The following is a 19,812-nucleotide window of genomic DNA, read 5'->3' as shown; positions in this document are numbered from 1 at the left end:
CAACCATTCGCTGATTTCGATGTCACGAAAGATCATGCCCCTCTTGGGGCGCGAAAGGGGCAATCCATTTGAGTGAACGGTACGACTCTGAGTAGATGGTCACGACTCGAAAGAGTGACTTTACTTCCGGTGGCGGCCCTTGCCGGTGGTGCGCGTCTTCTCTTCGGCCTGCCCGAACCGGGCGACCGCGCGATCGCGCATGAACCCGAGCGGGTCGGGCGCGTGCAGCCGCAGCATCACGCCGTGGACGTCGTCCGGCCGCCCGTACCCGGTCGCCCGGCTCACCACGTAGGTGGTCAGGAACGCCGCGGGCACGGTGATCAGCGCGGGCTGGTTCGAGAACCAGGGCGCCCAGCCACCGGTGTACTTGCTGACGATGTTGACCACCAGCGCGGTCAGCACGAGACCGCCGCCGACGAGCATCCCGGCCAGCGCGCCGGGCCAGCTGAGCTTCCGCCACCAGACCCCGAGCAACAGCAGCGGACTGAACGTGGACGCGGCCAGCGCGAACGACATCCCGACCGAAAGCGAGAGGTCCTCCGACGGCAGCAGGACCGCCAGCGCGAACGGGATCAGCGCCACGATCGCCGTCGCCACCCGGAAATCGCGGACGCGGCCGGGCAGCACGTCGGTGGACACCACCCCGGCGAGGCTCACCAACAGCCCCGACGAACTCGAAAGGAACGCGGCGAAGGCGCCGGCCGCGGTCACCGCGCCCAGGATCTGCCCCCAGAGCCCGGGGAGGACCGCGGACGGCAGCAGCAGGACGGCGGCGTCGGTCTTCCCGGTCACCAGCAGCTCCGGGACGTACATCCGCGAAAGCGCGCCGAGCAGCGTCGGGAACAGGTAGAACAACCCGAGCAGCAGCAGGACGTGCACCGTCGTGCGGCGCGCGGCCTTGCCGTCGGGGTTGGTGTAGAAGCGGACCAGGACGTGCGGCAGGCCCATGGTGCCGAGGAAGGTCGCGAGGATCAGCGAATAGACCTGCAGCAGATCGGTGAGACTGCCCGAACCCGGCCGGAGCCAGTCGCCGTTGGACGCGGGCGCGTCGCTGACCACCGGAACCGGGGCGCCCGCGGTGAACTTGAGCGTCGTGCCCTTGGCGACCTTGTGCGGCGCCTCCGGCGTCCACACCGCGAAACCGTTGGCGCGCGCGCCTTCCACCTGGCCGTACGCCTCGAGCACGGTCACCGAGGTGACCTTGAGCGTGACGTCGGTCTGCACGGAGATCGTGGTGTTCTCGGTGAACATCGGCGGGGCGGGCTGCCCCAGCGGGCGCGCGCTGCCCGGGCCGCCGGAGCCGAGGAACACGATGCAGAGGATGAACGTCGGCACCGCGATGGCGAACAGCTTCAGCCAGTACTGGAAGGCCTGGACGACGGTGATCGCGCGCATCCCGCCCGCGATCACGTTGAACCCGACGACGAAGGTCACCAGGATCGCGCCCGCCCACGCGGGCACGGGCAGGATCGTCGCCAGCGTCAGACCGGCGCCCTGTAACTGCGGGACCATGTAGAGGATCCCGATGAACACCACGAACGCCGTCGAAACCCGGCGCAGCATCGTCGAGCCCAAGCGCATCTCGACGAAGTCCGGCAGCGTGTACGCGCCGGACCGCCGCAGCGGCGCGGCGACGAACAGCATCAGCGCGAGATAGCCCGCGGTGAAGCCGATCGGGAACCAGAGCGCGTCGGCGCCGTCCTTGAGCACGATGCCCGCCACGCCCATGAACGACGCGGCGGACAGGTACTCACCGGAGATCGCGGCCGCGTTGCGGCGGGAGCGGACGGTGCGCCGGGCGACGAGGAAGTCATGCGTGCTGACAGCCGACCGCGAGGAGCGGTGTCCCAGATAGAACGTCAGGACCGCGACCAGCACGATGCCGGCCATCGCCCACGGATTCAGCTGCACGCCACGAATCCTCGCATGTGCAGCTCCGCAATCAGTTCTCGATCATGTCGACGAAGTCGCGTTCATGACGTTCGGCGAGCCGGTTGTACCAGAGTCCGATGCCGAACAGGAACGGAAAAGGTGCCACACCGAGGATCAACCAGGGCAACGGGATGCCCAGAACGACCACTCGTCCGAATGACGGGATCAGGTAGAAGAGCACCGGAAGTGAACACAGAGTGACCATCACCAGCAGTGCCAGCAGGGAGGCCGTCCGCAGCTGGATCTTCACCAGATCCCGGACCAGGAGCTTGCCCCAGCTGGTCTGTTCTTCGAGTTCGACCCTGGCCCGCAGGGTGCTGGTGACCTGCCGCGGATCGGCGAGGATCACCCGCTGCCGCTTGGGTTTCGCGTGGTGCTCGGGCTTCGCCTGCTCGTGCTTGGGGCCGGACGGGGCACCCGGCACCGGCTCGACGGCGGCCCCTTCGGCCGGCGCCGGTTTCTTGTTCCTGCCCTTGCCGAGCGTCGGATCCGGTTCGCGGACGCCGTTGACCCGGCGGTAGTAGTCGTCGGTCACGTCGACCGGTTGGCGCCGACCAACCGGTCCTTGAGCGCGCGCGTGTGACGGCGGCTCACCGGCAGCACCTTCTCCTCGTTACCGATGACGACCTGATAGCCGCCCTGGCCCATGCGCAGCTCGGTGATCAGCGGCAACGAGACCAGGAAGGACCGGTGGATCCGGACGAAACCCGCCTTCTCCCAGCGCTCTTCGAGTTGCGCGAGCGGGATGCGGACCAGGTGGCTGCCGTCGTTGGTGAACAACCGGGCGTAGTCACCCTGCGCCTCGACCCAGCGGACCGAAGACCTCGGGATCAGCTTCGTGGTGCCCGCGAGCTCGACCGGGATGACCTCGTCGTCGTTCTTGACGAGCCCCGGGCCGCCCTCCGGTCCGCCGTACTGCGGCGCGGCGTTGGCGGCGAGTTTGTCGATCACGCGGGTGATCGCGCGGTCGAGGCGATCCTGTTGGTACGGCTTGAGCACGTAGTCGAGCGCGCCGAGGTCGAAGGCGTTGACCGCCTCTTCCGCGTGCCCCGTCACGAACACCAGCGCGGGCGACGGGCGCAGCGCGGCGAACACCCGGGACATCTCCATCCCGGACAGCCCGGGCATGTCGATGTCGGCGAACACCGCGTCCACGATCGGCAGGCCCCTGGCCTTGCGATCGCCGAGCCTCGGGTCGTCGGTGGACAGCAGTCGCAGCGCCTCCGAAGCGTCTATCGCCGGGAAGACCAGGGCGACGTGCGGGCTGTTCCGGAGACAGTGAACGAGTTCGTCTAGCCCTTTGGGCTCATCGTCCACCGCAAGGACAATGAGCTTCCGGGTGTCATCGTGAGCACTCACAGTGAGTCGCATAATGCCCATTGCCGGGGTCCCTGTCCAGCCCGCTTCACGAAAGTCGAACGAAAAGGACGGCACCGGCACCCCCGCGCCCGGGGTGGCCGGTGCCGTCATCTTTTCCGGTGACACGAACCGCCTCGCCGTGCCACACCTATCCCTTCACGGAGTGAAGGTGAACCAGTTGACGCTCACGAAATCGGCGGGCTGCCCGCTCGTGAAGGTCAGGTAGACGTCGTGTTTCCCGGTGATCCCGCTGATGTTCGCCGGCACGGTCCGCCAGTTCTGCCAGCCGCCGGTGTTCCCGACGGCGAAGCTCCCGACCGGTGCGTTGGACCGGCTGTCGAGCCGGACTTCGACGAGGCCGCTCACCCCGCCCGCCGCCCCGGACGCGACCCGCGCCTGGAACTGCCTGCCGGTCTGCGTCCCGAAGTCGATGCCCGGATACGACGCCCAGTCACCGTTGCCCGCGGGACCGATGTTCTGGCCACCGCCGGAATCGGACGTCGCCTGTTTGGCGATCCCGGCGGCCTGGCCGTAGGACTCCGCCTGGATCGTGCCGTACGCGCTGCCACCGCCGGGACCGCTCGACGTGGTCGTCGTCGGTGTCGTGGGCGTCGTCGGCGTGGTGGGTGTCGTGCCGCCACCGCGGGTCAGGACGGTGACGTAGTCGACGAGCATCGGATGCCCCGGCACGATCCCCGGCCCCGGCGTCGTGGTGCCGGAGTTGTTGTTCGGGAACGCGCCGCCGATCGCGACGTTCAGCAGCACGAAGTAGCCCGCGTGGTTCGTCATGTTGGCCCAGGTGGTGGCGTCGACCTGGTTCTGGGCGACCGAATGGAACTGCTGGCCGTCCACCAGCCAGCGGAAGACGTTCGGGCTGACGCTCGTGTCCCATTCGAAGGTGTACGTGTGGAACGCGCTCTGGCAGCTGGCGCCGGGGCAGGTCCGGCTGCCGACCAGGCCGGTCGTCTCGTTGCACGGGCCGCCGGGGTTGACGCCGCAGTGCAGTACGCCCCAGACCGAGTTGATCCCGTTGACGTTCTCCATGATGTCGAACTCGCCGACGGCGGGCCAGTTCCAGTAATTGCCGCGATACGGCGAGCCGAGCGCCCAGAAGGCGGGCCAGTAGCCGAGTGCGGCGGCGCCGGTGACGTTCGGCATCTGGATGCGGCCTTCGATCCGCAGCGCGCCGCCCGACGGCGGTTTGAAGTTCGTGCGCTGCGTTTCGATCCGCGCGGAGGTCCAGTTGCCCGCGCCGTCACGCTGCGGCGTGATCCGCAGGTTCCCGGCACCGTCCTGGGCGAGGTTGGCGGGGTTCGCGGTGTAGTTCTGGATCTCGCCGGTGCCCCAGTTGCCGGGTCCGCCGGGGTAACCGTGGCCGGTGTCGACGATCCAGTTCGCGCTCGACGGGAGCGAACCCGCGGCGCCGGTGAAGTCGTCGGTGAACACGGTGGTCCAGCCGGACGGCGGGGGCGGGACGGCGGCGGAAGCGGGGATCGTGAGGGGAACCGCGATCAGGGCCGCGCCGACCGCCGAGCCGAGCGCGAGCTTCCAGCGGCTCCGGCGGGTCGCAGGGGGAGAAGTAACGGACATCGGACCTCCTCGTCAACACTGTCGAGGGTTTGTTGCCGTTCACAACAAAGCGGTATGTCCGATATGAGACCTGGTCTGAACCACTTACGCCTACCACCGTTCGGGTGAATCCGTCCCGTCCCCAAACGTAATGAACGGGACTTTCATTGCAAATTTTGCAATGAAAGTCCCGTTCATTACACGCGCGTCAGAGGCCGAAGCGGCTCCAGGCGGCCTTGCTCTGGACCGCGTCCAGCAGCGCGCTCGCCGCGGCGGGAGCGCCGATGCCGAGCCGCGCCAGCAGCGCCTTCTTCGGTTCGGCGACGGAGATCTCGGCGTCCGGGTACCGCTCGGTGATCACCTGGCGAAGGCTGCCGACGCCGTCGATGAGGCCGAGCTCGACCGCGCGGGCGCCGAGCCAGACGTCCCCGTTGAACAGGTCGTCGGAGCCGGAAAGCCGGTCTCCCCGGCGCTCGGTGACCCAGTCGACGAACAGTTCGTGGAGCTGGCCGTGCATCTTCTTCAGCCACTCGACGTCTTCCGGCTTCTCCGGGCTGAACGGGTCGAGCCGGGACTTGTTCGTCCCCGCGGTGTGCAGCCGCCGCTCGATGCCGAACCGCTCCAGCAGGCCAGTGAACCCGAACCCGCCGCTGATCACGCCGATGGAGCCGACCATCGACGTCCGGTGCGCGTAGATCTCGTCGGCCGCGCAGGCCAGCCAGTATCCGCCGGACGCGGCGACGTCCTCGGCGAAGGCCAGGACGGGCACGTTCTTCTCGTCGGCGAGCTGGCGGATCCGCTCGGCGACCAGGCCCGACTGCGTCGGCGCGCCGCCCGGTGAGTTGATCTGCAGCGCGACGGCCTTGAGCCGCTCGTGCGCGAACGCGCGGGTCAGCGCCGATTCGACGGCGGCGAGGTTGATCGACCCCCTGGCCAAGGGTGACGGCGTCGGCGTGATCACCCCGTGCAGCTTCACCACGGCGACGACGTCCTTGCGCTCACCCCGGTCGCCGATCATCGGGAGACGGGAGGTCAACTTGTCCGCAACGCTCATACCGCCAGGTTACCGACGTTCAGGAGGGCAGCACGCCGCTGCGCGAACCGGCCACCCCACTGGCCTCGTTCGGGCCACCCTGCGGGGGGACGGCGGTGCTGTCGGCGGAGAAGTCCGGCAGGTTCGGCCGCACGCCGGGCATGAACTTCGGCACCCGCAGGGTCACCTTCATGCCGGCGCCGGGAGCGGTCTCGACCATGAGCGCGTAGTCGCGGCCGAACACCTGCTGCATCCGCTGGTTGATGTTGCCGAGCCCGACGTGGGCGCCGGTGCGGTGCTGGCTGCGGAGGTCCGCGAGCTTCGCGGGCTCCATGCCGATGCCGTCGTCCTCGACGCTGATCAACGCCTCGGCGCCGTAGTCCTCGGCGATCACCGTGACGCAGCCGCCCGACGGCTTCGACGCGAGGCCGTGTTTGACGGCGTTCTCCACCAGCGGCTGGATGATCAGGAACGGGACGACCACCGAAAGCACCTCGGGCGCGATCTTCATCCGCACTTCGAGCCGTCCGCCGAAGCGGGCGTTCTCGATGGTCAGGTACCGGTCGATGTTCCGCAGTTCCTCGGCGAGCGAAGTGAACATTCCTGACGTCCTGAACGAGTAGCGCGTGAAGTCGGCGAAGTCCTGAAGCAGCTCTCGCGCCTCCTCCGGATCTGTCCGGATCAGCGACGAGATGGTGTTGAGCGCGTTGTAGACGAAGTGCGGCGAGATCTGCGCGCGCAGCGCCTTGATCTCCGCCTGCTGGAGCTGGTTCTTCGACTCGTCGAGGCGCGCCAGCTCGAACTGGGTGCAGACGAACTGCGCGACCGCGTCGGCCATCTGCACCAGCCGACCGCGGGTGCGCCCGACGACCAGCAGCGCCGCCTCGGTCTCGCCCTCGACGATCAGCGGCACGATCACCGCGGTCCGCATCCGGCAGGTGCCGCGGTGGTTGCACGGCATCTTGTCGTGCGCGACGACCTCGCGGCGATGCTTGCGGATCGCGTTGCCGATGGCGTCGACGAGATCGACGTAGTGGTCGTTGGCCTCGCCGTCCCAGGACAGCAGGGTGCCTTCGCTGTCGGTGATGCCGACGGCGACGCAGTCGAGCATCTCCAGCAGCTGGCTGGTGATCTTGTCGGCGACCTGCTCGTCGAGCCCCTCACGGAGGTCCGGCGTCGCCTTCGACATCCGGTGGACGGCCTGCAGCACCGCGTTCTCCACGATGCTCGCGGGACGCCTCAGCTTGATCAACAGGACGACCACGAGGATCGCGAGCAGCAGCGCGACACCCCACGGGATGATCTGCGCGATTTCGAGCCCGGACACGGCGTCCATGCTCTGCGCTCGACCAACCGGGTGCAAGGTCTGCTCCCCACTTTCCGTTGAGTTGTGACAACTGAGGGTGGGGCCGACCCTACCCAAGACCGGGGTGTTCTCCCCATGGTCACTCCCCGTCGACCGGTGAAGACTCTTCCGCAGGCAATCGCTTCCGGGGGAGGAACACAATGCGCGGAACGGGGAAGCTCGCGGCGGGCGCGCTGGCGGGGGTCCTGCTGGCGAGCGCGTCGGCGGGGACGGCGGGCGCGACCGGGGATCCGGTGCGCGCGGCGGTCGGGAACCTGGTCGCGGAAGGGGGATTCCCGGGAGCGGTCGTCCAGGTCCGGAACGGTGAAACGGTCTCGCGGTTCGGCGCCGGGTACGCGAACCCGGTCACGCGCGAACCCGCGGGACCGCATCACCGGTTCCGGATCGCCAGCAACACCAAGGCGTTCGTCGCCGCGGTGGTGCTGCAACTGGCGGGTGAAGGCGCGCTTTCACTCGACGATCCGATCGAGCGGCGGCTGCCCGGCGTCGTGCGCGGACCGGGCTACGAGCCGGAAAAGATCACCCTGCGGATGCTGCTGAACCACACGAGCGGCGTGCACGATCCGCTGGATCCGCATTTCTTCGACCCGTACCTCGTCCGGGGGAACCGCGCGCACATCTATCCGCCGTCGGAGGTGATCCGGCGGTCGCTCACCGACCCGCCCTCGTTCGCGCCCGGCACGAAGGCGGACTACTCGAACACGGGATATCTGTTGCTGGGCAAGGTGATCGAGAGGGTCACCCGCAACGACGTCCGCGAAGAGATCCAGCGACGACTTCTCGATCCGCTCGGCCTCGGGCGGACGTACTTCCCGCTCTGGTCGCCGTTCCTGCGCGGACCGCATCTGCGCGGATACGACCTGAGCGAACCGGCGAAGGACATGACCGTGTTCAGCCCGTCGTACGACTGGACCGCGGGCGCGATGGTCTCGACCGTCGACGAACTAGCGACGTTCCATCGCGCGCTGCTGGCAGGACGGCTCCTGGAACCGGCGCAGCAGGCGGAACTCGAGCGGCTGGTGCCGCAGGGCGAGTTCGGTGCGTACGGCGCCGGCGTCGAGACGCTCAACCTCCCGTGCCCGGGCGGCCCGAAGAGGGTCTGGGGGAACACGGGGGCGGGGCCGGGGTTCTACAGCGTCTCGATGAGCACCGAGGACGGCTCGAAGCAGATCGTGCTGGCGTTGAACGTGTACGACCTGGCGAAGGACGTGGCGCACGAGAATCCGCTGCCGAGCAGTCCGCTTCCGGCGGTCGCCGCGGCCCTCTGCTAGCTCATTTCAGCAGTCGCGACATCCGCCGGTCGGCCAGCGGCTTCCCGCCGGTCTGGCAGGTCGGGCAGTACTGGAACGACTTGTCCGCGAACGAGATCTCGCGGATCGTGTCGCCGCAGACCGGACACGGCAGCCCGGTCCGCGCGTGCACCCGCAGCCCGGAACGCTTCTCACCCTTGAGCCGGGCCGCGGACTGGCCGACCGAGCGCGTCACGGCGCTGGTCAGCACTTCACGAATGGCCTCCGAGAGCCCGTCGAGCGCTCCTTCGGACAGCTTTCCGGTTGTGGCGTAAGGAGAAAGCTTCGCCATGTGCATGATCTCGTCGGAGTAGGCGTTGCCGATCCCGGCGATCAGCGACTGATCGGTCAGCGCCGTCTTCAACCGCTCGGTGCGCCCGGTGAACAGCTTCTCGAGCCCGGCCCGGTCCAGCGACAGCGCGTCCGGCCCGAGCCGCGCGATGCTCGGGACCTCCTTTTCCGGATCGCGCACGATCCAGACCGCCAGCCCCTTCTTCGTGCCCGCCTCGGTGAGGTCGAACCCGGGCCCCGCGGCCGCGTCGAGGTGGACGCGCAGCGAGATCGGTCCCTTGCCGGGTTTGAGCGGCGTCGGCGACAACGCGTCGGACCAGCGCAGCCACCCCGCCCTCGCCAGGTGGACGACCAGATGGAGATCCCCGGCGACGAGGTCGAGATGCTTGCCGAAGCGGCCTGCCCCGGTGACCTCGCGGCCGTGCAGCTCGGTCCACGGCGGTGTCGCCGTCTTCAGCACGCTGAGGGACGACACGTCGATACGGAAGACCGTCTTGCCCACCGCGTGTTCACGCAGGTGGTGAGCGAGCGCTTCGACCTCGGGTAACTCGGGCATGCGCCCAGTCTCGCGCGTTCAGGCCGCCGCGACTACTCCACCGGGTGCAGCGGACCGTCGAAATCGGGCAGTGAGTGCTTCTGGATGGTCTTGGTGATCTTCGAGACCTCGCCGCGCACGGTGAACATGCCGCGGATCGTGCCCACCCAGCGCTCGGACGGCCTGTCGCCCGCCAGGTCGCCCTCGGTCTCGGCGACCACGGTCCACGGGCGGCGCAGAATCCACCGCAACGGGAAGAACAACGCGATCAGCAACAGGGCCAGCGGGACCCAGGACGGGATCATCACATCCGTCGGGGTCCACATGATGAGCACGAGCGCGAGCACCGCCGTCACGACGATCATCGCGATCCCCGGGCCGTAGCTGCCTGCCACATCGTGCTCGAAATCGTCCGCAGTCGCGGGAGCACGCCATTCCATCTGGGCTCGGACCACCCAGTCACGGCCGTCCTCGCCGTGCACCAGCCGGTTCATTCAGTCGCCTCCCGCGCGGCCGCTCGCTCGTCGTGAGCGACCCCCACCGTACCGTGATCACGGCCGGATTCGCGAGAGTTCGAAAGCGATACGTCCCTCTCGGGAGTTACGGGCACGTCGGGTAGTCGATGCCCGGTTCCGGATAGTGAGAAGTCGGCTTTACCGGGCTCGGCTCGTCCTCCGACGACTCGTCCGGTTGCGTCCCGGTGCCGCCTTCAGGGGTGCCTGTCACCGGCGAAGTGGACCCGTCCGGGTCTGGCGCCGACTCCGTCGTGTCCGGATCCGAAGGCGTCGTGGAGTCCCGTGGCGTCGTCGTCGGGTTCAGCGACTCCTCGGTCGGGTTGAGCGTCCCGGACGGCGGGATGTCGTCCCGCTTCGAGGTGGTCTGGTTCGTGCCGGTCTCCGGCGGGACCTCGTTCCGCGGTGAGGTCTCCTGCGACGGGACCAGACCGGGCTGTGGCTGCGGCTGAGGCTGCGGCCGCTCGAAGTCTCCGCCGCCGAGTTCCTTCCGCGCCGTGCCCGCACCACCGGGCAGGTTCGGCAGGTCGGCCACGCCGAGTTCGGCGCCCGGGCCCAGCCCGGTCGCGACCGGCCCGGAACCCTTGCCGTGGAGCCGGTCTTCGGCGATCCGCTGCGGCGGGATCTCCACCGGCCGATCCTGGGCCGGAGGGGCGACCTGGGCCGGCAGCAACGCCAGCTCCGGCAGCCCGCCACCGGACAGGCCGATCGTGTGCGTGACGTCGGTGCCGAACACGGCCGGACCGGCGACGATCCCGACCGCGCCCGCGGCCGCCGTCGACGCCACCGCCATGCCGACCTTCACCTTCGAGCCGAGCAGAAGCCCCTTCACCGACGCGGCGAAACCGGACAACGCCCCGCTCGCGTGGGCACCGGCCGCGGCAGGCAGCAGCAGGGCCACCACACCGGCGTGCGCCCGCAGCGAAGAACAGACGTCACGCAGCTCGTCATGTGTGGCCCGGCAGGACTGGCACCCGATCAGGTGCGCCTTGATCCGGCGAGCCTCGGCCCCGGTGACACTGCCCGCGGTGAACCCGCCGAGCTTCTCCACCACCGCCCGGCACGAATCCGGGCCGCGGTTCACCGACAGATGCGCCTGCAGATACGCCGCTCGCAGGCCCTGACGCGCCCGCCGTGCCAACGCCGCCGTCGCGTTCGCGCTCAGCCCGAAATGCGGCGCGACCATCGACGGCTGCTCGCCCTCGACCTCGGTCTGCCACAACACCGAACGCCAGCGCTCCGGCAAACTCGTGAAAGCCGTCGTGATCAGCGAATGTTCGGCCGTCCGGGCATGCGTGTCCGCGCCCGCCCCGGCCCGGAAGGTCAGCTCGTCGTCGCTCACCGGAACGTCACGGCGCGCGCCATGCCACTCCCACGAGACCCGGCGAGCCACCGTCAGCAGATACGCGCGGACGTAGTCCCGCGGACCGGCACCCCGGCGCAGCGCCTGAAGCACCCGGAAGAAGGTCTCGGCCGTGATGTCCTCCGCCTCCGACCGATCGGAGGCCAGACTGCGGGCCAGCCGCCGCACCGCGGCGGCGTGAAGTTCGAAAAGCTCTCCGAAGGCGGCGTCCTCCCCCTCGCGGAGCCGCTGGAGCAATGCCTGCTCGTCGGATTCCGAGGCCGCCTGAAGCGGCACCGTGCCCTGCTCGGTCATCCGGCCAGGCACCTCCTCCCCGAAGGACTCACCATTCGGTCGAATGGGGACACCATACGGAGGTATGCAGCCGTCGTCACCCCTTGTACGCCAGGCGTGACACCGAAGCACCTGTCGGGGTGGGTCAAAACCGCTACAGACGGTCCGTGTATGGTGTGTTCACTGCTTCAAACGAGTGTTGAAGCACGGAAGTCACATGCGGATGTAGCGCAGCTGGTAGCGCATCACCTTGCCAAGGTGAGGGTCGCGGGTTCGAATCCCGTCATCCGCTCGCAAGTGGGCGCTGTGTGTCCAGGGAACGCCTGGACCATGGCTTGCTCGCCATAATTCCCGGGGGGCCGAGCCCCCCGGACCCCCACGGTTCGTTCACCTCACCTTTTCGGGTGGGCATGGGGCACGTCGATCGTCCTCGTTCTTCACCTTGATCGCCGCTCTTTGTGGTTACTAAGTGCTACAGGTTCAGTGAGCGGAGTCACACGACCGTAGTAATTCGGATTTGTGCATATGTGGGGTGCCGCCCTCGTGCTCAGGAGGCCACGCAGCTGGGCTGCAGGCGCTTCCACAAGGTCACCAGCCGACCGTTCGGTAGGGGCCGCGTCGTGACCGGCGTGAACCCCGAAGCCGTCGCGGCGGACACCATGGACGGCGGGTCCACCTTCGGCTCGAACTCGTTGATCGTGCCCGTCGCCGTGAACAGCAGGCACGTCTTGCTCGCGTCGCCGCTGTTGCTGTTCCGGCGCGAGGTCAGCCAGGCCCGGTAGTCCGGCTCGGTGTTCCCGTCCTCGGTCGGACTGACCTGCGGCAAAGCCACCCCGTAGCCGTACCTGCGCAGCATCTCCAACTGCAGGGTGTTGGTGTTGAAAAGCCGGTCACGGAACCCGAACGCCGTCGCCCCGCCCAGCGCGTGGTTCTCCTCCACCTGCCCGGCCGCCCACTCCGCGACGGCCTTCCACTCCCGGACCGTCTCCACGCTCACCGGTTCGGTGACCCGGCCACCCGGATCGACGTAGATCTGCGGCGACCCGCGTCCGTCGGTGATCTTGGACGTGCCCAGCACCGGGAGATCCACCGACCAGACGTGCGCGGTCGGCAGCCGCAGGTCCACCAGCGGCACCGAGGCCACCAGCCCGACCACCGCGACCGCGAACGGCAAAGCCCGCCGAAGCGAACGATGCGCGCGGTACAGCCCCCAAAGCGCCAGGATCGCCATGGACGGGATCAGCGGCAGGAAGAAGGCCGTCCCCGCGTTCTTCGACGTCAGCACCGCCACCCCGCCTTCCGCGACGAGCAGCGCCGACGGGAACAACGGGGACGCCACCATCGAGCGGAGGGTGTCCTTCACCGGACCGGTCCGGACCTTCGCGACCGCCACGACGATCGCGGCGACCAGCCCGGCGCACAGCAGCACCGTGTGCGGCAGCCCGTGGTCGAAGATCAACAGCTTCAACCGCTGGACCCAGGCACCGGGATTGAAGACACCCGCCTCCTCCCCGAACTCCACGGACTGCTTCCCGTAGCCGAAACCCGTGAGGTACTGGAAGACCCGCACGCCGTTGGGCACCAGCCAGATCGCCGCGACACCGGCACCCACGACCGCCGCCAGCGCGAACCACTTCAACCGCTTCTTCCGGTCGTGCGGGACGGCCGCCTGGATCAGCGCGGCCAGCACCAGCCCGGGAACGAACGCGACGGCCATCGTCCTCGACAACGGCATCAGCCCGACGAAAATCCCGAAGAACACGACGAACTTCGGTTTCGACAGCCCCTCGGAACGGACCAGGCAGTAGATCGCCGCCGTCGTCATGACCGCCGCGGGAAGCGCGAAGTGGTAGGCGCGGGCCTCGAAGATGACGCCGGGGGCGGTGGCGATCAGCGCGGTGGCGATCCAGGCGAACGGACGGCCCGCGACCCGGTTCGCCACGGCGTGCGTGAGCAGGATCAACGCCACCCCGGCCAGCAGCGGGACGACGAACGCGGCGACCGTGCCCGTCCCGGTGGCGAAGAAGTGCAGTGAGGTCAGCGCCGGAAGCAGGGGCGCCTGGATACCCGGGGCCTCGACGGCTTCGACCCAGCCGGTCACTCCGTCCCGGAGCGCGGCGCCGTGATTGTTCAAGGCCATGCCGAAGTAGCCGGCCTCGTCGATGTCGAACACCTGGCCGTCGCGGTAGAGAACGATCCACCGGAAATTGACGGCCAGCCAAGCGAGCGCCACCCCGAACAGGACCCATGTGTTCACCTGGACGCGGCGAATCCCCCTGGTCAAGACCATGGTCGAGAATCTAGCCGCGCGGGCGGGCCCGCCGGATCCCGGGCGCTTCGTTCAGATCTCGTAGCCGTCGATCAGGGTGGGCGCGACCGGGGACAGCTGGTCGTCGCCGCGTTCGGTGACCAGGCCGCGGGCCATCCGGTACACCTTGAACTCGTTGTCGTGCGCGGGGTCCTGGTCGTCCCAGACGTGCAGGAGACCGTAGGAGCCGGGCGCGAGGTCGCCGACGCGGGTGAACAGGTCCACCAGCTCCGGCGCGATGGCCGTGCCGTGCTTGTCCATCCCGCCCAGGTGCAGCACCGGCACCCCGGCGGCCCAGCGCAGGTCCACCAGATCGCCGTCGTCGAAATCGCGGACGGCGCGGTGCACCCGTTCGACGATGCGCTCGAGCAGCGCCGCGTCATCGTCGCCGGAAGGGCTCGCTTGGATGGTCACCCACCCGTGATATTCGAACACCTGCCTGAGTTTAGGCAGGTCCGCCCGCCGGACGGCGGTCAGCCCGCCATCGCGGCCGGCGCGCCGTTACGCCGGAGCGCGTTCTTGAAGACCCTTTCGCCGTGCTGCTCGAAAGCGGGCACGAGCTTCTCGCCGTAGACGCACAAGGTCCGTTCCCAGGGATGCCCGAGCGTGCCAAAGCGGAAGTCGTTCGCCAGGAACATGTGATAGTCGGTGCGCGGGAACACCGGGACCGGCCACGGGTCGAGCGCGGCGTGCCGATGCGGGTAGAAGCGGTACGACTGGTGCTGCCAGTGCAGCACCCATACCCACTCGTCCTCGGCGACGCAGTCCTTCAGCGCCGAGAGCGCGACACGGGCGACGTCGTTCTGCTCGACGGCGTACGGGCCGAGCCGGAATTCGGCCGACGAACGGTCCAGTCCCCCGGGCGCGAGATCCCACGCGACCGAGGGAGCGGGCTCACGGAAGCCCGGCCACGCGTGCGCGTAGGTACTCGGCCAGAACGCGAGCTTGTCGTAGACCCAGTACCAAGCCGGCTCATCTGTGACCCTGGAGACGGCTTCCCAAGCGTTGTTCACGAGCGACCCTCGGTGGTTCGGCCGATTAAGACTGGGAAAGCTTCGTGTTCAAGGCTCAAGTTGTCCAGCTCGTGGGCATACTCCGTGCAACTGTCACCTGATCAGGTGTCTTGCGCCGCCGCCGGAACCGTGAGAATGACGGTGTGTGAAGGGCGAGCCCACCGAATGCGGGCTCGCCGTCGCTCGATCACGCGGCCGCCTCCCAAAGGCTCATGAAGGCCGAGGCCTCACTCCGTACCCACGGCCGCACCTTGTCGCGGTCTCGCGGCGACAACGCGAACTCCTTCGACCGCCGGACGTCGATCACCAGCGGGCGCCCGCCCGGCCGCAGCTCGTCCATGGTCTGTTCCAGCAGCCACAGCACCAGCTGCGCCGCGTCCCGGCTCAACGGCTCCTCCTTGAAGTAGAGCCAGGTCACGTGGACCGGGCCGTCGCCCTTGCGCAGGCCGAGGTGCGGATTGATGCCCACCTCGAGTGTGCCGAGCCGCCACCGGGACCGGCCGACCTCGGCCAGCCGCAGGTCACGGCGCCCCAGGTAGCGCAGCCAGCCGTTGGCGATTTCGGTGTAGTGCGGCCGCGTGCGCTCGTCCGCGTTCTCGACGAGGGCGCGCATGACCTCGCGATCCCGCCCGGAGATGCGTCCGGCACGGATCGCGTTCGCGGCGCGGAGGTAGAAGTTGAACCCGCCCCGGGCCGGGTCCTCGTACTGACGGCGCCAGCGCCGGACGAAGGAGGAACGCGAGGGACCCGAGCTCGTGCTGTACCCCACGAACGTGGGCAGGGTGATGTAGGCCATCCGTGTCTGCCTTTCGCCGCTGTTCCTGCTGTACAACGACCATTTTAGAACACATGTACGACAGAAACCGGCGCCTTACGGGTGACGCGGGCCAGGAGGCCAAGGACCTTCGAGCAGCTCGGCCGATTCTTCGAGGATCGGCACTTCGCAGACGTCCCTCGGGGTGAGATCGGTCGGGATCCAGTTGTCGAGCATCGCCGACCAGCGAGTGATCCCCCGCAACGACGACGGAGAGCCGAGCAGCTCACCGACCTCGCTGACCAGCGCACCACCGGCCGCGGGCGAGAGGCCGCCATCGACCATCGCGGTGAGCCAGCCGTGGATCAGCAGCCAGCGGGCGGCCGTCGGATCGGCGGGCAGTTCGAGGCCTAGTTCGTCGACGACCTGACAGAACGCCTTGTCGACGGCGTCTTCGGCGGAGGACTCGAGCCCGGCGAGCAAGGCGAGAGAAGGGGCGTCGAGTCCGGCGACGATCGCGTCCAGCCCGGCCTCGACCAGGTGGGACGTGCGGACGTCACGTCCGGCGAGCCTGCCGATGGCCAGCTCGCGCAGCGCGCCGCGACACGCATCGATTTCCGTCACCGGGCACTTCCCACGTCAGCCACCGTACCGGCGGGACCGGTCCGCCGCCTCTGACCTGCCGAAAGAGCATCACACCGTGGACAGCCGCGGGGTGATCCGGACGTCGAGAACGGCTTCGAGGGCATGCGCCAGCCTTTCCAGCACCGGAATGGTCGGGACGGTTCCCCCCGCCTCGAACCGCGCGACGGCGGACTGCGTCATCCCGGCCTCGACGGCGAGCCTCGCCTGGGTCCAGCCACGCGCCTCACGCATTTCACGCACGGTTTTACCAAGGCCGTAGGCCAGTTTCGCGGCCTCGTACGCGTCGGCGGCGCCCGGCTCGGCCATCCGCCGCTCGCGTAGCCGCCGCCAATCGGTCCGCTCGGCCATCGTCCTCACTCCCCACCATGCTCGTCAGTCGTATGCCTTCGAGCGACACATCGCCACATCGCCTTCCGCGCCCGTCGCACCTCACGCTCTTCGCGCATCCGGGTCTTCCGGAACTCGGTCAGCAACACGATTCGCCTGCCGGACGCGATCCAGTAGGTGATCCGCACGGCTTCCCCGTCCAGATGGAACCGCAACTCCCGTAACTTGCCGTCGAGCTGGCGCGTGTACGGCTCACCCAACAACGGCCCCTGCTCCGCGAGCAGGTCCACGTAGAAGGCCACTGTCGCGAAGTGCGCCGTGGACAAACTCTCCAGCCAGTCACGAACCTCCGGTTCGAGTTCCACGGTACCCCACATCATAGCTTCGATGCTATATATGCAGGTGGGGACACTTTCGAGCGATCCGTGTGCGTCCTCGCAAACGCCGGACGGCGGCCCGAAGATCGCGCATGATCCGTGCTGGACCAGGTCGCGAGTGGACGCAAGAATGTGGAAAGACCACATCAACCACCCATAAGGGTGCATGCAAGACTGGCTGCCCACACCCGGCGGCAGGGGGGCCAAATGAGCTGGCAAGACGAGCTTCGACAGCTGGACGTCGAGCTGGCCGCGGGTCGCATCGGGCACGCCGAACACCGCAGGAAGCGCGACGAGCTCCTGGCCGAGGCATCCGGCGGGACGATGCCGTCGCCGGTCCCCTCGCCGCTGCGACGTCCGGGCGGGGCGTGGCACAGCACCAATCCCGCCGCCCGGCCGGTCGAGATGCCCACCGTCACGGTCCCCCAGCCCCAGCCGTACCAACAGCCTCAGCAGGCCTACGCGCCTCCTCCTCCGCCGCCGGAACAGCGCACCCAGCCTTTCGACGCCGAAAAGCCCCGCCCGCGCGAAAAGAAGCCCGTCCCCCGGATCGCGGACCACAAGACGACCGCGCCCTCCCCCGCCGACATCAATCCGACGGTGTACCTGCGCGCCGAGCCGCCCCCGGTCAAGGACAAGCCGTCGACCCGCCAGCTGAACCGGCCGCTCCCGCCGCTGGCCCCCGAGCCCGGTCCGCGGCACCACGCTCCGGCCGACGACTACGCGGTCGTCGGCAAGCGCAAGCCGACTTGGCTGTTCATCGGTGCCGGCGTGCTGGTCGTGCTGGCGCTGATCATCGGCGGAACGCTGTGGCTGGGTTCGTCGCCGTCCTCGAACGTCGCCGAGCGGCCGCCGTCGCCGAGCATCGCCCAGCCGCCGGACGGGCTCACGCCGTCGGGTCAGCCCAACAGCGCCCAGACGCCGTTGGAAGACCGGCTGCCCGCGCTGCCGGGAACGCCGTCGAAGGACAACTCGACGATGTCGGTCGCGAAGGGCGTCGAGCTCAACCTCTACTCAAGGGCCGCCGGCGATTACCTCGCGTCCAAGAACGTCGCATCGATCACCCACAAGGGCTCGAACGAGGGTACGAACGGTTACCTCGTCCTGGTGATCCCGGCGAACGACGCGAAGGACGCCACCGCGATCGTCAAGTACTTCCGGGAGAACTCGATCAACGCCGGACTGCGCGAGCAGCGCGTCGGCGACCGGCTCGCCCTCGTCGGCGCGAACAAGAACGGCCAGCTCAGCGGCATCGGTTACGTCTCCGGGACGATGGCCGTGACGACCTGGGTCTCGCAGCCGCTCGGCGGCGACCCGAAGGCGCTCGACACCCGTCTGGAGCAGACTCTGACCTCCTTGGACACCGTTCTCCCCGCGACCTGAGAAGCGCAGGTCGCGGGGAGATCACGATTCGACCCGCGAGGGCGGACCGAGTGCGGGCAGTGCAGAATGTGCGAGGTCACCGCAGTGGTGGTATCGCGAAGGCCGGGAGCGGGGCTCCCGCCGGAATCGGATAAGGGGGCCGGTGGTGTCCTGGCAGGAAGAGCTGCGCAATCTGGACGAGGAGCTCGCATCGGGACGGCTCTCCGCGGACGATTACCGGCTCCGCCGCGACCAGGTGCTGTCCTCAGCGGTCGCGTACGGCGACCCGGCCCAGCAGCAGGTCCAGCAGCCCGGCCAACAGCCGCAGCAGCCCTTCCAGCAGCAGCCGCCTCCCGCCGCTCCGCAGCAGCAGGCGCCCCAGCAGCCCGGCCAGCAGTCCAGCGCCGACTCGACCCAGATCATCGCGCCGGTGAACCAGCCCCCGCAGAGCGGTGAGGGCGAGCGCACCCAGGTCGTCTCGAACTGGCAGCAACAGCAGGCCGATCCGAACCGCACCCAGGTCGTGCCGCCGATGGGGTCCCCGGCAGGCGGTTTCCCGCAGCAGGGGCAGGCGTCCCCGGCGGGCGGTTTCCCCCAGCAGGGCCAGGCCTCGCCCGCGGGCGGCTTCCCCCAGCAACAGCACCAGCAGCACGGTTACCAGCAGCAACAGCCGCAGCAGCAGGGCTGGACCGACACCGACGCCAGCCCGCCGTGGGGTGGTTCGGACTTCCCGCCGATCTCGCCGGTCGGCAGCACGGAGTGGGTCAAGCAGGGCCCCGAGCTGTTCGAAGACAAGCCCAAGGGCAAGGGCGGCAAGATCGCGATCATCGCGATCGTCGCCGTCCTGGTGCTCGCCGGTCTGGGCGTCGGCGGGTACTTCGCCTTCAAGGGCGGCGGTGACGAGCCGACGGATCCGACGGCCCAGCCGCAGCCGACCCAGTCGCAGAACGCGCCTCCGACGTCGTCGGCCAAGCCGAAGACGCCCGAAGAGCTGCTGTTCGAGAAGATCCCGGAGCAGTCCGGTGAGGAAGACTCGAAGAGCGGCGCGATCCCCGCGACCCAGCTCACCGAGCTCGCCGGTCTGGAGAAGGGCGAGGCCGACCTCGTCATCGCCGCGGGCGTGAAGCAGGTCGCGTACCGGGGCTCGCAGAAGCAGCCGGACGAGACCGGGCCGCAGCCGGCGAAGATCTCGGTCACGGTCATCCCGCTGACCAGCCCCGGCGCCGCCAGTGACCTGGTCAAGCAGCTGCGCCAGTACCAGACGAGCAACGGCTTCGTGCAGATCACCGAACCGCTGCCGGGCATGCCGCCGAAGCTGAACTTCCAGAAGAAGATCGACGGCGACAAGGGCACCTACCGCGGCACCTGGATCAGCGGCAACAACATCATCCGGGTGGACATCCTGCAGAACCCGCTCGGCGGGGAAGACGGCGAGAAGGCGTTGAGCGGCACGTACCAGCGTGCGGTGAAGAAGACGCTGGAAAACTACGCCGTCACCAGTTAA

19 protein-coding genes and 1 tRNA gene are annotated in these 19,812 nt (G+C 68.7%); 4 read left to right on the top strand and 16 right to left on the bottom strand.

Features of this window, described 5'->3' with window-relative positions; genetic code table 11:
- Positions 1-120 precede the first annotated feature (120 nt).
- The 6 genes from ACLJPX_RS21645 to ACLJPX_RS21620 form a co-directional block, all read right to left on the bottom strand.
- Positions 121-1,911: a cation acetate symporter gene (locus tag ACLJPX_RS21645; RefSeq protein WP_410601673.1), complete on the bottom strand. Its 1,791-nt coding sequence runs from the start codon at positions 1,909-1,911 to the stop codon at positions 121-123.
- Between the two features lie 31 nt (positions 1,912-1,942).
- On the bottom strand, positions 1,943-2,467 hold the full coding sequence (locus ACLJPX_RS21640) for a hypothetical protein (protein WP_410601672.1): 525 nt from the start codon (positions 2,465-2,467) through the stop codon (positions 1,943-1,945).
- Positions 2,464-3,303: a LytR/AlgR family response regulator transcription factor gene (locus tag ACLJPX_RS21635; protein WP_410601671.1), complete on the bottom strand. Its 840-nt coding sequence runs from the start codon at positions 3,301-3,303 to the stop codon at positions 2,464-2,466. The genes ACLJPX_RS21640 and ACLJPX_RS21635 overlap by 4 nt, the downstream gene beginning before the upstream one ends.
- Positions 3,304-3,447: 144 nt before the next feature.
- On the bottom strand, positions 3,448-4,881 hold the full coding sequence (locus tag ACLJPX_RS21630; protein ID WP_410601670.1) for a carbohydrate-binding protein: 1,434 nt from the start codon (positions 4,879-4,881) through the stop codon (positions 3,448-3,450).
- A gap of 187 nt (positions 4,882-5,068) precedes the next feature.
- Complete coding sequence (locus ACLJPX_RS21625; RefSeq protein WP_410601669.1) at positions 5,069-5,914, bottom strand: S49 family peptidase; 846 nt, start codon at positions 5,912-5,914, stop codon at positions 5,069-5,071.
- 19 nt (positions 5,915-5,933) lie between these two features.
- Entirely contained in the window at positions 5,934-7,229 is a 1,296-nt protein-coding gene (locus tag ACLJPX_RS21620) for a histidine kinase (protein ID WP_410601668.1), read from the bottom strand.
- A 170-nt stretch (positions 7,230-7,399) separates the two neighbouring features.
- On the opposite strand from ACLJPX_RS21620, the gene ACLJPX_RS21615 reads away from it, so the two are divergent.
- Positions 7,400-8,530: a serine hydrolase domain-containing protein gene (locus ACLJPX_RS21615; RefSeq protein ID WP_410601667.1), complete on the top strand. Its 1,131-nt coding sequence runs from the start codon at positions 7,400-7,402 to the stop codon at positions 8,528-8,530.
- 1 nt (position 8,531) lies between these two features.
- Here ACLJPX_RS21615 and ACLJPX_RS21610 read toward each other — a convergent pair whose 3' ends face one another.
- The 3 genes from ACLJPX_RS21610 to ACLJPX_RS21600 form a co-directional block, all read right to left on the bottom strand.
- Positions 8,532-9,395: an Fpg/Nei family DNA glycosylase gene (locus ACLJPX_RS21610; protein ID WP_410601666.1), complete on the bottom strand. Its 864-nt coding sequence runs from the start codon at positions 9,393-9,395 to the stop codon at positions 8,532-8,534.
- Between the two features lie 32 nt (positions 9,396-9,427).
- Positions 9,428-9,868 carry a DUF983 domain-containing protein gene (locus tag ACLJPX_RS21605; RefSeq protein WP_101611690.1) on the bottom strand — a complete coding sequence of 147 codons (441 nt, stop codon included), beginning with the start codon at positions 9,866-9,868 and terminating at the stop codon, positions 9,428-9,430.
- Positions 9,869-9,974: 106 nt separating this feature from the next.
- A complete protein-coding gene (locus ACLJPX_RS21600) occupies positions 9,975-11,543 on the bottom strand; it encodes a sigma-70 family RNA polymerase sigma factor (RefSeq protein ID WP_410601665.1) in 1,569 nt (522 codons plus the stop codon).
- A 198-nt stretch (positions 11,544-11,741) separates the two neighbouring features.
- Between ACLJPX_RS21600 and ACLJPX_RS21595 the strand changes: the two genes are divergently transcribed.
- Positions 11,742-11,814, top strand: a tRNA-Gly gene (locus ACLJPX_RS21595).
- Positions 11,815-12,069: 255 nt separating this feature from the next.
- Here the strand turns inward: ACLJPX_RS21595 and ACLJPX_RS21590 are convergent.
- The 7 genes from ACLJPX_RS21590 to ACLJPX_RS21560 form a co-directional block, all read right to left on the bottom strand.
- Entirely contained in the window at positions 12,070-13,812 is a 1,743-nt protein-coding gene (locus tag ACLJPX_RS21590; RefSeq protein ID WP_410601664.1) for an ArnT family glycosyltransferase, read from the bottom strand.
- Between the two features lie 51 nt (positions 13,813-13,863).
- Positions 13,864-14,265 (bottom strand): immunity 7 family protein, encoded by a 402-nt coding sequence (locus tag ACLJPX_RS21585; RefSeq protein ID WP_410601663.1) that lies wholly within the window; start codon positions 14,263-14,265, stop codon positions 13,864-13,866.
- 38 nt (positions 14,266-14,303) lie between these two features.
- Entirely contained in the window at positions 14,304-14,843 is a 540-nt protein-coding gene (locus ACLJPX_RS21580; protein WP_410601662.1) for a DUF2716 domain-containing protein, read from the bottom strand.
- Positions 14,844-15,030: 187 nt separating this feature from the next.
- Complete coding sequence (locus ACLJPX_RS21575; RefSeq protein WP_101611685.1) at positions 15,031-15,639, bottom strand: hypothetical protein; 609 nt, start codon at positions 15,637-15,639, stop codon at positions 15,031-15,033.
- 75 nt (positions 15,640-15,714) lie between these two features.
- Positions 15,715-16,221 (bottom strand): hypothetical protein, encoded by a 507-nt coding sequence (locus ACLJPX_RS21570; protein ID WP_410601660.1) that lies wholly within the window; start codon positions 16,219-16,221, stop codon positions 15,715-15,717.
- Positions 16,222-16,290: 69 nt separating this feature from the next.
- Positions 16,291-16,590 (bottom strand): helix-turn-helix domain-containing protein, encoded by a 300-nt coding sequence (locus tag ACLJPX_RS21565; protein WP_410601659.1) that lies wholly within the window; start codon positions 16,588-16,590, stop codon positions 16,291-16,293.
- Between the two features lie 5 nt (positions 16,591-16,595).
- Complete coding sequence (locus ACLJPX_RS21560; RefSeq protein ID WP_101613646.1) at positions 16,596-16,949, bottom strand: type II toxin-antitoxin system RelE/ParE family toxin; 354 nt, start codon at positions 16,947-16,949, stop codon at positions 16,596-16,598.
- Positions 16,950-17,153: 204 nt separating this feature from the next.
- Between ACLJPX_RS21560 and ACLJPX_RS21555 the strand changes: the two genes are divergently transcribed.
- Together ACLJPX_RS21555 and fliL are read left to right on the top strand one after the other, a co-directional pair.
- A complete protein-coding gene (locus tag ACLJPX_RS21555; RefSeq protein WP_410601658.1) occupies positions 17,154-18,329 on the top strand; it encodes a hypothetical protein in 1,176 nt (391 codons plus the stop codon).
- Positions 18,330-18,471: 142 nt separating this feature from the next.
- Positions 18,472-19,812, top strand: coding sequence for a flagellar basal body-associated protein FliL (gene fliL / locus ACLJPX_RS21550; protein ID WP_410601657.1), 1,341 nt, complete (start codon positions 18,472-18,474; stop codon positions 19,810-19,812).

Source organism: Amycolatopsis sp. lyj-90, from assembly GCF_046549035.1.
Classification (GTDB): Bacteria; Actinomycetota; Actinomycetes; order Mycobacteriales; family Pseudonocardiaceae; genus Amycolatopsis.
This window is presented reverse-complemented; position numbering and strand designations above follow the sequence as displayed.